The following is a 14,010-nucleotide window of genomic DNA, read 5'->3' on the forward strand; positions in this document are numbered from 1 at the left end:
CAGCTCTTGGCCAAGGGGCAGTTGCACTGCCTCAGGGGCGCGGGGCTCTGCTTGATCAACTGCGTGCGCGGCAAGCCCCCAGCCTTCGGCCGGGAGGTACCCCCTCCCGCGTGCGGATGGTCCTCGACGCGGAGGGCCATCCGCACCGGGTGGTTGCTATCGCCCCTTTATGCGCCCGCGGCGCGGGGCTGGGGGATCAGCTGGCTCTCGCGGCGGAGCGCGGCGCGGCGGAGGCGGAGGATCTGGAAGAGGCCCAGGGCCATCGGGGCGTACAGCGTGGTGAACGCGGCACGGAACGCCGACGGGGTGTACGTCGCGGCGGAGCCCGACGTCGTCGCGTCGAGGACGAGGCCGATCAGGAAGAGGGCCAGAACCGCGGCGATGAATCCGCCCATGTTGACGATGCCCGACGCCGTGCCGATCCGCTCCGGCGGGTTGACCGGGCGGGCGTAGTCGAGGCCGATCAGTGAGGCCGGGCCGTTGCTGCCCATCACCACGACCAGGGCGACCAGCAGCCAGACCGGCACGTGCCCGCCCGGCCAGGCCAGGACCAGGCCCCAGACGCCGCCGGTCACCAGCACCACCAGGAAGACCGTCGGCGTCCGCAGGCCCGGGCGGCGGGACATCAGCTGGCCGAACAGCACCGAGAAGCCCATGCCCGCGACGATCACCAGGCTCAGCATCCCGCTGGCGGCCGCACGGGACATGCCCTGCCCCTCCATCAGGAAGGGCATGCCCCAGAGCAGCAGAAAGCTGGACGCGGGGAACGCCGTCGTGAAGTGCACCCACATGCCCAGCCGGGTCCCCGGCTCGCTCCAGGCGGCACGGATCTGCTCGCGCAGCGAGAAGCCCCTGGCCCGGTCAGGAGCGTCGACCGCGCGCCGCCGCGCGAACAGCGGTTCGCGCGCCGCGCTCTCCGGCGTCTCGCGCAGCGCCAGCAGGACCAGGGCCAGCACGCCGACGCCCAGCAGCGCCGTCGTGGCGAAGGTCGGCGTCCAGCCGGCGCTGTGCAGGACCTGGGAGAGCACCATCGTGCTGACCAGATTGCCCATGGTGCCGACCAACCCGGTCAGCTGCGCGATGAACGGGTTGCGGAAGACCGGGAACCAGCGTGCGCCGATCCGCAGCACGCTGACGAAGGTCATCGCGTCGCCGCAGCCCAGCACGCCGCGGGCGAGCAGCGCCGGGGTGAAGGACGTGGCCAGCGCGAAGCCGAGCTGCCCGGCCGTGAGCAGCACGAGGCCCGCGCTGAGGATCCGGCGCGGGCCGTGGCGGTCGACGAGCAGGCCGACCGGTATCTGCATGCTCGCGTAGACCAGGACCTGGAGGATGGAGAAGGTCGAGAGCGCGGAGGCGTTGATCCCGAACCGTGCGGCCGCGTCCAGCCCGGCCACGCCGAGGCTGGTGCGGTGGACCACGGCCAGCACGTAGACCGTGACCCCGATGCCCCACGCGGTCCACGCCGCCCGGCCGCCCGGCGGCTCGCGGCGCACCGTGACGGCCGTCGCCACGCCCTCGGCGGCTGCGACGGTGGGCACGGCGGCGCCCGGGGCGGCGGCAGGGTCGGCTGTCATGATGCGCCCATCCTATTGGTAGGACGAATCCGTCCCGGCGGCGCGGTCCGCCCGACCCCGGGGCGTACGGTTCAGCCGCAGGTCAGTGGGCCTGCGCGTAGGAGAAGAGGCTGAAGATGCGGTCGTCGAAGATCGGGCTGTAGCTGGTCCAGCTGTTCGGGCCGCCGGCGTCCTCGCCGCCGGTGAGGCCGACGATCCAGCCGCTCTTGCCGTTGAAGTAAGTGATCCACGGACCGCCGGAGGTGCCGCCGTAGAAGCCGGTGCAGTAGGTCACCATCTGCCGGTAGCCGGCCAGCTTGCTGGTGCGTACCTTCGGCGTGCAGCGGATGGCCGAGTCGGCGCTGTCCGCGGTGATCTTCGGGTAGCCGAGCACCGTCACGTAGAGGTAGTAGCTCGACGTGCGGGTGAGCCAGTTTCCGCCGGTGACACTCTGCACGGTCTTGCCCTGGGCGTTGTTGGCGACCTGGGCGAAGGCGTAGTCGTAGTCGCTGGGCGCGCCGTAGGAGCTGGTGAAGTGGGCGTCCTTGAAGACCTTGGTCACCGGCCAGATGCCGTAGGGCTGCTTGGCCGCCGACAGGCCGTGCTTGTAGTCCGGCACATAGGCCATCCACGAGCCCGGGTTGCAGTGCGCGGCCATGACGATCATGTTGCCGTGGGCGCTGTTGACCACGCTGGCGGTGCAGTAGTGCGTCGTCAGGTCCCCGGTCGAGCGGTAGAAGATGACGCCCGTCGTCGGGGTGCCGGCGAAGTGGTACGAGTAGGCCATGTTCGCCGTGACCGCCTGCGGCGCCTTGCCGGCCACCGCGGCCCGGCCGCTCCTGACCGCCGCGGACGAGCCGCCGACGGGGGTGGCCGAGTCGAGCCGCGCGGTGGTCCAGAACTTCGTGGCGGCCGCCACGTTCCAGTCGGCGGAGGAGGTGGCGGCGATCCGCGGCGCGACCGCCATCGAGCCGGTACCCGGCACCGCGACACCGGACGCGCCCGCGGCCCCGCCCGCGCCCACGACTCCCACTGCGGCCTTGGACTGCGAGGCGACGACCGGCTCCGACGCCCCGGAACTGGCGCCGAGCGCGGACGGTGCGAAGACCGCTCCCAGCACGCCCAGCGCCACGAGTCCGCCGACGGCCGCCTTCAGTCCCAGAGCACGACCGCGACTACGCTCGCCCACCGACAGTCCCCCTACCTTCGCCTACTTGTCTGCACACACTCTCATATGACTGCCTGTCGCCCTCGATCGTCACACCGCCCGTTAGCAGAACTTGACCTTGTGTGATCCCTCTGGAGCAGCAAGCGGTCAGAAGGAACCGACCAGCCAGACGGCGCTCGCACGCATGCGCGCCTGACGGAACCTCTCGTCCCTGACCCAGTCGGTCCGGTCGACGACCGTGGCCCGGACGAAGGCACGGCAGTGCGGCCCGAGACCGAGCGCGCCGGTGTCCAGCCCGAGCCCGTCGTCGCGCAGGGCCGCGCTGGGCGCGGGACGGCCGCCGACCGTCCATCTGACGGTCAGTCGGCGACCGCCGGCCAGCGGCAGCGGGGTCACGGTCAGCGTCCGGCCGGGAGCGACAGGTCCCGCCCGGGGCGCGGGGGCGGCGGCGTCGATGGAGTTCAGCCTGCGGTACAGCGCCTCGATGACGGCCTCGCGGCAGGGCAGGTTGTAGACGCCGCCGAGCCGCCGCATGATCGAGTTCTGGGTGGGCCGGTAGAGCCCGTTCGCGCTCCGGTAGGCGCCGACCACCCCGCCGCTGGGGTCCGCCGCGCCGAGCCAGCGCCACCACTTCGCGTGCGCGGAGGTCATCGCGGAGGCGTCCTGGGTGGAGAGGTTGGGGAAGTCGGACTGCCCGCCCGGCGCGGCGTCGTACTCGTCGCCGAGGCCGCCGACGGTGTGGCCCATCTCGTGCTGGATGATCGAGCCCGCGTCCTTCGCCCCGGCGGACAGCGTGGTCACCCCGCTGCCGCCGGCCCCGCCGTAGGCGGTGGAGTCGGCCAGCGCGATCACGTACTCCGGCCCCACGGCCGGCCCGACGTAGTGCGAGACGGCGGCCTCGTCCGCGCAGAGCAGCCGCGGCGTTCCGCCGCAGCCGAAGTGCATGCCGAGCGGTGAGTCCGGGCCCAGCCCGGACTCCGGCGAGACCAGGTCGACGCGCCGGACGTCGAAGAACGGCGCGTAGGTCCGAAACGGCTCGACCGAGCTCAACGCCCGCCAGGTCGCGGCGGCTTGCGCGCGGAAGCGCGGGAGGTCGCCGGCGGTGTAGCCGTCACCGATGAGCACCAGGGTGATCCGGTTGGCGGCCGGCCCGTTGTCGACGAGCGTCACCGTCCCGACGACGGCGGCGCGCGCGGGAGCGGCGGAGGCGGGCGTGCAGCCCGCGAGCAGCACGGCGAGTACGGACAGAACGGTGGCAAGGCGTCGCGACACGGCGGATCGCTACCGCGGGTCGCTCGGCGCCATACCCCCCGCCCGCCCCCTTCACCCCCAGGAGCGCGCCACTTACTGCACCCGGGCAACCATCAGGGGCGCGAGGAACTGCGCGAGCGACCACCCTGTCCGGATGGCCCTGCCCACTCGGCGACTCCCCACCCGGGGTGGGGAGTCGCCGCAGTTCCTCGCGCCCCTCTGGTGTCGCCGCTGGCCCGCCGACGCGAAGCGCACCAACCTGGTCGCGCCCACGCGCCGGAGGCGCACATCAGCAGAGCCTCGCGCCCCTTTGGTCGTGCAACAGCCCCGCCGACGCGAAGCGCACCTTGCAGCGCGGAGCGTCAGCCCCAGCTGATGAGGCGCTTGGGCTGTTCCAGGATCGCCGCGGTGTCCGCGAGGACCTTGGAGCCGAGCTCGCCGTCGACCATGCGGTGGTCGAAGGAGAGCGCCAGCGTCGTCACCAGGCGCGGGACCACGCGGCCCTTGTGGACCCAGGGGAGTTCGCGGACCTGGCCGAAGGCCAGGATCGCGGCTTCGCCGGGGTTCAGGATCGGGGTGCCGCTGTCGACGCCGAAGACGCCGACGTTGGTGATGGTCACCGTGCCGCCCTGCATCGCCGCCGGAGGCGTCTTGCCCTCGCGGGCGACCTCGATCAGCGCCGTCAGGGACTGGGCCAGCTCGGAGAGCGACTGGCTGCCCGCGTCCTTGATGTTCGGGACGATCAGGCCGCGCGGCGTCGCCGCCGCGATCCCCAGGTTGATCGCGCGCTTGTGCACGATCTCCTGGTTGGCCTCGTCCCAGCTGGCGTTGATCTCCGGGTGTCGGCGGATCGCCGTCAGCAGCGCCTTGGCGACCAGCAGCAGCGGGCTGACGCGGACGCCCGCGCCCAGCTCGCCGGACTCCTTGAGCTTCCTGACCAGGTTCATCGTGCGGGTGACGTCCACCTGGACCCACTCCGTCACGTGCGGCGCGGTGAACGCCGAGGCGACCATCGCCGCCGCCGTCGCCTTGCGCACGCCCTTGATCGGGACCCGGGTGTCGCCCACCGCGGAGACCACGGGGGCTGCCGCGACCGGCTCGGCCGCCACCGAAGCCGCCACGGCCGGAGCCGGGACGGTGACGTGCGCGTGCACGTCCTCGCGGGTGACCGTGCCGTTCGGGCCCGTCGGCCGGACGGCCGCCAGGTCCACGCCGAGGTCCTTGGCCAGCTTCCGCACCGGCGGCTTCGCCAGCGGACGCTCGCCCACGACGACCGGTGCCGAGACGACCGGCTCGGCCGCCTTGGGGGCGTAGTACGTCGCCTCGGGCCCCGAGGCGACGACGATCGGCTTGTCCGCGGCCGGCGCCTTGCGGGCGCGACGGCGCGACGAACCCGAGCGCGGGCCGTAGCCGACCAGCACCTCGCGCCGTTCCGGCTCGGGCTCCTCCGCGACGGCGGCGGCCGGGGCGGCCTCCGCCTCGGGCTCGGCCGCGGCCGAGCCCCCGCTCACCGCGACGCTGATGATCGCCGTGCCGACGTCGACCGTGACGCCCTCGGCGAAGAACAGCTCCTGGACCACCCCGTCGAAGGGGATCGGCAGCTCGACGGCCGCCTTCGCCGTCTCCACCTCGCAGACGACCTGGCCGTCGGCGACCGTGTCGCCCGGCTGGACGTACCACTTGAGGATCTCGGCCTCAGTCAGTCCCTCGCCCACGTCGGGCATCTTGAACTGACGGACATTCCCTACCGCAGTGCTCATCGTGCTCTCCATCCCCCGTCAGAAGGCGAGGGCGCGGTCGACAGCGTCGAGCACCCGGTCCAGGTCCGGCAGGAAGGTCTCCTCGACGCGCGACGGCGGGTACGGCGCGAAGTAGCCGCCCACTCGCAGCACGGGAGCCTCCAGCGAGTAGAAGCAACGCTCGGTGATCCGCGCCGCGAGCTCCGCGCCCATGCCCATGAAGACGGGCGCCTCGTGCACGACGACCGCGCGGCCGGTCCGCTTGACGGAGGCCTCCAGCGCGTCGAAGTCCACCGGGGAGAGCGAGCGCAGGTCGACGACCTCCAGCTGGGTGCCGTCCTCGGCGGCGGCCTCGGCCGCCTCCAGGCAGACCTTCACCATCGGGCCGTAGGCGATCAGGGTGAGGTCTCGACCCGGACGCGCCACGCGGGCGGCGTGCAGCGGGGCCGGGGCCTCGCCCAGCGGGTCCACGGATCCCTTGTCCCAGTAGCGGCGCTTCGGCTCCAGGAAGATGACCGGGTCGTCCGAGGCGATCGCCTGGCGCAGCATCCAGTGCGCGTCCAGCGGGTTCGACGGCGCGACGACCTTGAGGCCGGCCGTGTGCGCGAAGTACGCCTCGTGCGACTCGCTGTGATGCTCGACCGCGCCGATGCCGCCCGCGAACGGGATGCGCACGGTGATCGGCAGCTTGATGTGGCCCAGCGCACGGGCGTGCATCTTGGCCAGCTGGGTGACGATCTGGTCGAACGCCGGGTAGACGAAGCCGTCGAACTGGATCTCCACCACCGGGCGGTAGCCGCGCAGCGCCAGGCCGATCGCGGTGCCCATGATGCCGGACTCGGCCAGCGGGGTGTCGATGACCCGGGCGTCGCCGAAGTCCTTGTGCAGTCCGTCGGTGACCCGGAAGACGCCGCCGAGACGGCCCACGTCCTCGCCCATGACCAGGGTCTTCGGGTCGGCCTCCATCGAGCGCCGGAGCGCCTCGTTGAGGGCCTTCACCATCGTGTAGTTCTCGGAAGCCATCTCAGCGGCCCTCCCCAACCTCTTCGGAGCCGTCGAAGGACGCGGCGTACGCCAGGTACTGCGCGCGCTCCTCGTCCACGAGCGCGTGGCCCTCGGCGTAGACGTTCTCGAAGATCGAGGACGGGTCCGGGTCCGGCATGGTGCGGACGCCCTCGCGCACGCGGCGGGCGAGCTGCTCGCTCTCGGCCTCGAGCGCGTCGAAGAACTCCTGGTCCGCCCAGCCCTCGCGGACCAGGTAGGCCTTGACCCGCTCGATCGGGTCCTTGAGCTTCCACTCCTCCAGCTCGTCCGCGATCCGGTAGCGGGTCGGGTCGTCGGAGGTGGTGTGCGCGCCCATGCGGTAGGTGAAGGCCTCGATCAGCGTCGGGCCCTCGCCGGCGCGGGCGCGGTCCAGCGCCCAGCGGGTCACCGCGAGACAGGCCAGCACGTCGTTGCCGTCCACCCGGACGCCCGGGAAGCCGAAGCCGGCGGCGCGCTGGTAGAGCGGGACGCGGGTCTGGCGCTCGGTGGGCTCGGAGATGGCCCACTGGTTGTTCTGGCAGAAGAAGACCACCGGGGCGTTGTAGACGGAGGCGAAGGTGAAGGCCTCGTTGACGTCGCCCTGGCTGGACGCGCCGTCGCCGAAGTAGGCGACCACGGCGTCGTCGGAGCCGTCCTTGGTGATGCCCATCGCGTAGCCGGTCGCGTGCAGTGTCTGCGAGCCGATGACGATGGTGTAGAGGTGGAAGTTCTTCTCGTTCGGGTCCCAGCCGCCGTGGTTCACGCCGCGGAACATGCCGAGCAGGTTCAGCGGGTCGACGCCCTTGCACCAGGCGACGCCGTGCTCGCGGTACGTGGGGAAGGCGTAGTCGCCGGGACGCTGTGCGCGGCCCGAGCCGACCTGGGCGGCCTCCTGTCCCAGCAGGGAGGCCCAGAGGCCGAGCTCGCCCTGGCGCTGCAGCGAGGTGGCCTCGCTGTCGAAGCGGCGGACCAGGACCAGGTCTCGATAGATGGAGCGCAGCTCTTCCGGAGATGTCTCCAGGGAGAAGCGCGGGTGCTCGACTCGCTCCCCTTCGGGGGTGAGCAGCTGCACCAGCTCCGGGGCAGCGGTCGCCGCCCCCGCCGTGCTCTCGACGGTCACGTTCACTCCTCGGTCTGTCCGGCCTCCGGGGTTGCCGGCTTCCGGTCCGGTCGCCAAGCACCGTGCGCTCTCGCTGTGGGTGTGCGCGAGCTTCGGATCGGCGGTTAGGTGTGCCCTGATCCTCTTAGAGAACGTTACCTATGGGAAGCCCCTATCGCTTCTGTCGTAGGACGTCCAAGTACCACGCACTCTCCCAAAACCGGACGAACCACCCAGGCATCCGGCGGAGCCGATGGCCATATGCGAGTCTGGTTCCATGAGCGAAACAGGACAAATCCGTGTTTTCCTCCTCGATGACCACGAAGTGGTACGTCGCGGCGTCCACGAGCTGCTCTCACTGGAGTCCGACGTCGAGGTCGTCGGCGAGGCCGGCACCGCCGCCGAGGCGCTGAACCGCATCCCGGCCACCCGCCCCGACGTCGCCGTTCTGGACGTACGGCTGCCCGACGGCAGCGGCGTGGAGGTCTGCCGGGAGATCCGCTCCCAGCAGCCGGAGATCAAGTGCCTGATGCTCACCTCGTTCTCCGACGACGAGGCGCTCTTCGACGCGATCATGGCCGGCGCCAGCGGCTACGTCCTGAAGGCGATCCGCGGCACGGACCTGCTGTCCGCGGTGCGCGACGTGGCGGCGGGCAAGTCGCTGCTCGACCCGGTCGCGACCTCCCGGGTGCTGGAGCGGCTGCGTGACGGCGGCCAGAAGGAGGACGAGCGGCTGTCCGGGCTGACCAAGCAGGAGCGCAGGATCCTCGACCTGATAGGAGAGGGCATGACCAACCGGCAGATCGGTGGCGAGCTGCACCTGGCCGAGAAGACGGTCAAGAACTACGTCTCCAGCCTGCTGGCCAAACTGGGCATGGAAAGGCGCACCCAGGCCGCCGCCTACGTCGCCAAGATGCACGCGACCGAAGGCTGACGGTCAGAGAAGGTCAGCGAAGATCAGCTCGGCGGTCCCGACCCGCCCCGGCAGTAGCATCTGCCCCGTGACGCAGAGTCAAACTGTCGCGCCGAGCAGGGGATTATCGGTCGTTCCGGGCTGGCTCGACCTGGTTCTCGCCCGCTTCGACGTGGGCCGCGCCGTGGCCGCCGAACGCACCGCGCACGGCCTGCTGAACCGGGTCTGGCTGGTCGGCACGGACGACGGCCGCACCTGGGTGCTCAAGCAGTACCTGGACGACGCCGGCCGCGCCTCCAGCGGCGCGATCGCCGACCAGCACCGCACCATCGCGGCCCTGGCCGACGCGGGCCTGCCGACGGTCCCCCCGGTGGCCGCCGCGGACGGTCGCACGCTGGTGCTGCAGCGCGGACGGCGCTACGCCCTCTTCCCCTTCGTCGAGGGCGCCCCGCCCAGGACCGGCAGCGGCCTGCCGACGAGCGCCTGCGCCGAGCTGGGCGCTCTGCTCGGCGGCATCCACACGCAGCTGCGACGCCTGCGGCCCCCCTGCCAGGACGCGACGCCCTGGCCCAGTGCGGACCCCGACGAGACCCGGCGCACCATCGACGAGCTGATGCGCGCGGCCCGCGCCCGCGCCCCCCGCGAACCCTTCGACGCGCTGGCGGAACACCGGCTGCGGGAACGACGGGCCCTGGTCACCTCCCACGCGCACCGCCGCCCCGGGCCGCGCGGTGCGCCGCCGGCCGGCTGGGTGCACGGAGACTTCCACCCGCTCAACCTGCTCTACCGGGACGACCGGCCGGTCGCGGTGCTGGACTGGGACCGCCTGGGCGTCAAACCCGTCGCCGAGGAGGCGGTCAGGGCGGCGACGCAGTTCTTCTGCGACGAGCACAGCGGCGTCCTGGACCTGGCCAGGGTCCGCGCCTACGCCCGCGCCTACCGGGTCGCCTCGGGCTGCACGTCGGAGCAGCTCGCCGCCGCCGTCCACCGCGTCTGGTGGGAGCGCCTCAACGACTTCTGGATGCTCCGCTGGCGCTACACCCGCCGCGACGACCGCGCCAGCGCGCTGTTCCCCGCGGCGGCGGCCCAGATCGTCTGGTGGTCCGAGGAGTACGAGCAGGTCCGCGACGCCTACGTGAACTGATCTGTGCCGGGTGCGTCGCACTGCCCAGGGGCGCTGCCGCGCGTGGCTACGCCGTCGCGTGCGCGGTGGGCGTGCCGCCCGCGTTGCTGCTCGGCGTCGGGGTCGGCGTCGGTGTGGGGGTCGGCGTGGGAGTCGGCGTCGGGGTCGGCGTCGGTGTGGGAGTCGGCGTCGGGGTCGGCGTGGGAGTCGGCGTCGGTGTGGGAGTCGGCGTCGGGGTCGGCGTGGGAGTCGGCGTCGGCGTGGGAGTCGGCGTCGGGGTCGGCGTGGGAGTCGGCGTCGGCTGGGACGTGGTCGTCTCGGTCACCGTGACGCTGGGGGTGGTCGGGGCTCCGCCGCCTCCGCCGCCACCGCCGTTCATCGCCAGGGCCACGCCGATGGCGATCGCCGCCGCGACGACCAGCACCGCGATCACCGCGAAGAGCCCGCGTCGGCCGCCGCCCTCGTTCTCGTCGTCGTAGGTGTCGACGTACCCCGGTGGGGGCGGCGTCACCGCGCCGATCACCTGGGTGCTGCCGGCGCCGTCGGCCGGCACGCCGGAGGCGGGCAGCACGGTCGTCGGCGCGGTCGCCGTCACCGGCGGCAGCGGCGCGAGGATCTGGGTGGCCGCGGTGGCGCCGTGCATCTGGCGCAGGGCGTGCTGGATGTGGGCCCGCATCTCGTCGGCCGACTGGAAGCGGTCGTCCGGGTCCTTCGCCAGCGCCCGCAGCACCAGCGCGTCCAGCGAGGCCGGGACCCGCGGGTTCGCCTGCGAGGGCGGCACCGGGTTGTCCTGGACGTGCTGGTAGACCACCGAGAGCGGCGTGTCGCCGGTGAACGGCGGGCGCAGGGTCAGCAGCTCGTAGAGCATGCAGCCGGTCGCGTAGAGGTCGGAGCGGTGGTCGACGGCCTTGCCCAGCGCCTGCTCGGGCGAGAGGTACTGCGGGGTGCCCATGACCATGCCGGTCTGGGTCATCGTCGAGGCCACGCCGGTCAGCGCCCGGGCGATGCCGAAGTCCATCACCTTGACCGCGCCGGTGTTGGTGATGATCACGTTCGCCGGCTTGATGTCGCGGTGCACGATCCCGTGCCGGTGGCTGTAGGCGAGCGCCTCCAGGATCCCGGCGGTGATGATCAGTGCCTGGTCGACCGGCGGCGGCTCCTCGCTCTGCAGCAGTTCGCGGACCGTGTGGCCCTCGACCAGCTCCATCACGATGTAGGGCACGGTCTCCGCGCCCTGCGCCTCCTCGCCGGTGTCGTAGACCGCGACGACGGCGTGGTGGTTCAGCGAGGCGACGGAGTGGGCCTCACGGGTGAACCGGGTGCGCGCGATCGTGTCCTCGGCCAGCTCGGGCCGGAGCACCTTGATCGCGACGGTGCGGCCGAGCCGCTGGTCCTCGGCGGCGAAGACCTCCGCCATGCCGCCCCGGCCGAGCTTGCGCACCAGCCGGTAGCGGCCCTCGCCGACGACGCTCAGTCCGGTGGTGGTGACGAACGCCTCCGCCGCCGCGGCGGCGTCGGACGCCGCAGCATCGGACCCGGGTCGGGGCTCCTGGCCGTCCTCGTCCCGGGGGTGCTGCGTGTCTGCCATCGTTCTCCGCCATCGTTCCGCGTGGTCGTGCTGTGCCTCGTGGCCGTGCCGTCGTGCGTCATGCCGTCATGAGGGGTGTAGACCTCCTCGCACGCTACCGGTTTCCGCCCGGCGATGCGGAGCCCGTCAGGGCGCTGGGGCCGACCGAGTGACGGAAATCGCCGCTGACCTGGACATTCCGTAGGACCCCGAACCCGAGGAGTTGGACCCCTGGGAGGCGAAGTATCCGATCAGCGCCAGGACGACGACGAGAAGGAACAGGATTCCCATGATCAGCGCGATCCGCCCGCAGCCGCGCGCCGCGGAGGTCGGCTGGGCCCCCGGCCGGGGCGGGAGCACCGGAGAGCCCTGCGCCACGAAGGGAGGAGGAGTGGGACGCGGCGGCGGCGTGGGCCGCTGCTGCTGCGCGTACGGCGGCGGGGTCGGCGCTCCCATCGGCATCGGCGCAGGCGTCGGCCGCTGCGCGTACGGCGGCGGGGTCGGCGCCGGGGTGGGGCGCTGACCGTACGGCGGGGGCGTCGGCGGCGGGGTCTGCTGGGGAACGGCGGCGGGGTCATCGTGCCCGGACGCTGCGGGTAGGGCGGCGGCGTCTGCGGGTAGGGCATGCCCGGCACCGGGGTGCCCGGACGCTGCCCGTAGGGCGGCGGGGTCTGCGGGTAGCCCTGCTGCTGCTGCGGGTACGGGGTCTGCACCGGCGGCATCGGCGTGTTCAGCGGCCCCTGGGCCGGCGGGAACACCGCGTTCTGCCCGGAGCCGCCGACATTGCCCACCCGCGGGCCGTCGACCAGCATCTGCGGCTGGTTCGCCGCGGTGTTCGCCGCCTGCGTGACGCGCTGACACTCCTCGCGCATCGCGTCGGCGGTGGGAAAGCGGTGCGCGGGGTCCTTGCGCAGGGCCCGCGCGACCAGGGCGTCCACGGCGGGCTGGACGGCGGCGTTCATGCTCGACGGCGCCGGCGGCGTCTCCTGGACGTGCTGGTAGGCCATGCCCAGTGCCGACTCGGACTCGAACGGCAGCCGCCCGGTCAGCAGCTCGAAGAGCAGGCAGCCGACGGAGTAGAGGTCGGAGCGGGCGTCGACGCTCTTGCCCAGCGCCTGCTCGGGGGAGAGGTACTGCGGTGTGCCGACGACCATGCCCGTCTGGGTCATCGAGGTGACCCCGGACTGCATGGCGCGGGCGATGCCGAAGTCCATCACCTTGACCACGCCGCGCTTGGTCAGCATGACGTTGGCGGGCTTGATGTCGCGGTGGACCAGGCCCTGCTCGTGCGAGGCGGCGAGCGCGGCCAGCACGTCGGCGGTGATCGTCAGCGCCTTCTCGGTGGGCATCGCGCCGTGGTCGGCTATGTCCTTGCGCAGCACCGAGCTGAGCGAGGAGCCCTCGACGTACTCCATGACGATGAACGGCACCGGCGTGCCGTCGAAGTCGTCCTCGCCGCTGTCGTAGACGGCGACGATGTTCGTGTGGTTGAGCCGGGCCACCGCCTGGGCCTCACGGCGGAACCGCTCGCGGAAGGAGGGCTCGCGGCTCATCTCACCGAGCATGGTCTTCACGGCGACCGGCCGGTCCAGCACCGAGTCGTCGGCCAGGTGGACCGTGGCCATGCCGCCCTGACCGAGCAAGTCCCGCAGCACGTAACGGCCGTGGCCGACCGTCCGCCCGGACCCGGCCGCGCCGCCCTGCTCACTCATGCGCTCTCGCTCCCCCAACCGGGCTACCGTTCTGGTGCGCCGTCAGGCCCAACGTTAGCGCTACCAGCAGGGCGCGAGACAGCAGGGTTCGCGCCCCGGCAGCGGGATCCGTGGGCGGTGGCGACGCCTCTCCGGCGCCTCTTTGGCACCGGATCCGCTTCGGCTCTGCTTCGGGTCTGCTTCGGCTCTGCCGCGTGTCTAGAGGTACGGACCCGAACGGATGCCGCCGTGGCCCTCGTCGCCCTCGTCGTGGCCGGGAGCACCGGGAGGCAGCGCGCGCCGCATCTGCTCCAGCTGCGCCCGGGCGGCCATCTGCTGCGCGAACAGCGCGGTCTGGATGCCGTGGAAGAGCCCCTCGAGCCAGCCGACCAGCTGGGCCTGCGCGATGCGCAGCTCCGCCTCGCTGGGGACGGCGTTCTCGGTGAAGGGGAGCGAGAGCCGCTCCAGCTCGTCCACCAGCTCGGGCGCGAGACCCTGCTCCAGCTCCTTGACCGAGCTGGCGTGGATCTCCCTGAGCCGGACCCGGCTGGCCTCGTCGAGGGGAGCGGCGCGCACCTCCTCCAGCAGCTGCTTGATCATGCTGCCGATCCGCATGACCTTCGCGGGCTGCTCCACCATCTCCGTTATCGGCAGCTCCCTCGGCTCGCCGCCCTCGGCGGACGCGCCGACGCCGACGGGCATGCCGTCGGGACCGACGATCAGGACGTGGGAGTTGTCTTCGGGCCGGGCGCTCGGGCTGTTCATGGTCGTCATTCTGTCGTACGGGGGTGTCAAGGGGACGTGATATTCCCCAGAACCAGTGTGCGCCGATCTTCCGATCCCGTGCGTGCCGATCCTGGCGGCGGCCGCCGGGCCGACCAGC

Annotated in this window: 11 protein-coding genes; 2 read left to right on the forward strand and 9 right to left on the reverse strand. The window is 72.3% G+C overall.

The window, feature by feature from the left end:
* Nucleotides 1-167: 167 nt before the first annotated feature.
* The 6 genes from BS83_RS04965 to pdhA form a co-directional block, all read right to left on the reverse strand.
* Nucleotides 168-1,574 (reverse strand): MFS transporter, encoded by a 1,407-nt coding sequence (locus tag BS83_RS04965; protein WP_051942645.1) that lies wholly within the window; start codon nt 1,572-1,574, stop codon nt 168-170.
* Between the two features lie 82 nt (nt 1,575-1,656).
* Nucleotides 1,657-2,742: a trypsin-like serine peptidase gene (locus BS83_RS41420; protein ID WP_157596919.1), complete on the reverse strand. Its 1,086-nt coding sequence runs from the start codon at nt 2,740-2,742 to the stop codon at nt 1,657-1,659.
* A 126-nt stretch (nt 2,743-2,868) separates the two neighbouring features.
* The gene (locus tag BS83_RS41425) at nt 2,869-3,993 is read right to left on the reverse strand and encodes a M64 family metallopeptidase (RefSeq protein ID WP_051942647.1); all 1,125 of its coding nucleotides are present in this window, start codon (nt 3,991-3,993) and stop codon (nt 2,869-2,871) included.
* 341 nt (nt 3,994-4,334) lie between these two features.
* Nucleotides 4,335-5,732, reverse strand: coding sequence for a dihydrolipoamide acetyltransferase family protein (locus BS83_RS04980; protein WP_037601380.1), 1,398 nt, complete (start codon nt 5,730-5,732; stop codon nt 4,335-4,337).
* Between the two features lie 18 nt (nt 5,733-5,750).
* Nucleotides 5,751-6,734, reverse strand: coding sequence for an alpha-ketoacid dehydrogenase subunit beta (locus BS83_RS04985; protein ID WP_037601383.1), 984 nt, complete (start codon nt 6,732-6,734; stop codon nt 5,751-5,753).
* A gap of 1 nt (nt 6,735) precedes the next feature.
* Nucleotides 6,736-7,860, reverse strand: coding sequence for a pyruvate dehydrogenase (acetyl-transferring) E1 component subunit alpha (gene pdhA, locus BS83_RS04990; protein WP_051942648.1), 1,125 nt, complete (start codon nt 7,858-7,860; stop codon nt 6,736-6,738).
* A gap of 250 nt (nt 7,861-8,110) precedes the next feature.
* Here pdhA and BS83_RS04995 point away from each other — a divergent pair, with 250 nt between their 5' ends.
* Together BS83_RS04995 and BS83_RS05000 are read left to right on the forward strand one after the other, a co-directional pair.
* The gene (locus BS83_RS04995) at nt 8,111-8,767 is read left to right on the forward strand and encodes a response regulator (RefSeq protein ID WP_037601388.1); all 657 of its coding nucleotides are present in this window, start codon (nt 8,111-8,113) and stop codon (nt 8,765-8,767) included.
* A 67-nt stretch (nt 8,768-8,834) separates the two neighbouring features.
* Nucleotides 8,835-9,890: a phosphotransferase enzyme family protein gene (locus BS83_RS05000; RefSeq protein WP_084713143.1), complete on the forward strand. Its 1,056-nt coding sequence runs from the start codon at nt 8,835-8,837 to the stop codon at nt 9,888-9,890.
* Between the two features lie 46 nt (nt 9,891-9,936).
* On the opposite strand, the gene BS83_RS05005 is transcribed toward BS83_RS05000, so the two are convergent.
* The 3 genes from BS83_RS05005 to BS83_RS05015 form a co-directional block, all read right to left on the reverse strand.
* Complete coding sequence (locus BS83_RS05005; protein WP_084713144.1) at nt 9,937-11,457, reverse strand: protein kinase domain-containing protein; 1,521 nt, start codon at nt 11,455-11,457, stop codon at nt 9,937-9,939.
* A gap of 272 nt (nt 11,458-11,729) precedes the next feature.
* Nucleotides 11,730-13,148 (reverse strand): protein kinase domain-containing protein, encoded by a 1,419-nt coding sequence (locus BS83_RS05010; protein ID WP_084713145.1) that lies wholly within the window; start codon nt 13,146-13,148, stop codon nt 11,730-11,732.
* A gap of 198 nt (nt 13,149-13,346) precedes the next feature.
* Nucleotides 13,347-13,892: a bacterial proteasome activator family protein gene (locus BS83_RS05015; RefSeq protein ID WP_037602642.1), complete on the reverse strand. Its 546-nt coding sequence runs from the start codon at nt 13,890-13,892 to the stop codon at nt 13,347-13,349.
* Nucleotides 13,893-14,010 lie beyond the last annotated feature (118 nt).

The organism is Streptacidiphilus rugosus AM-16 (assembly GCF_000744655.1).
GTDB classification, from domain to species: Bacteria; Actinomycetota; Actinomycetes; order Streptomycetales; family Streptomycetaceae; genus Streptacidiphilus; species Streptacidiphilus rugosus.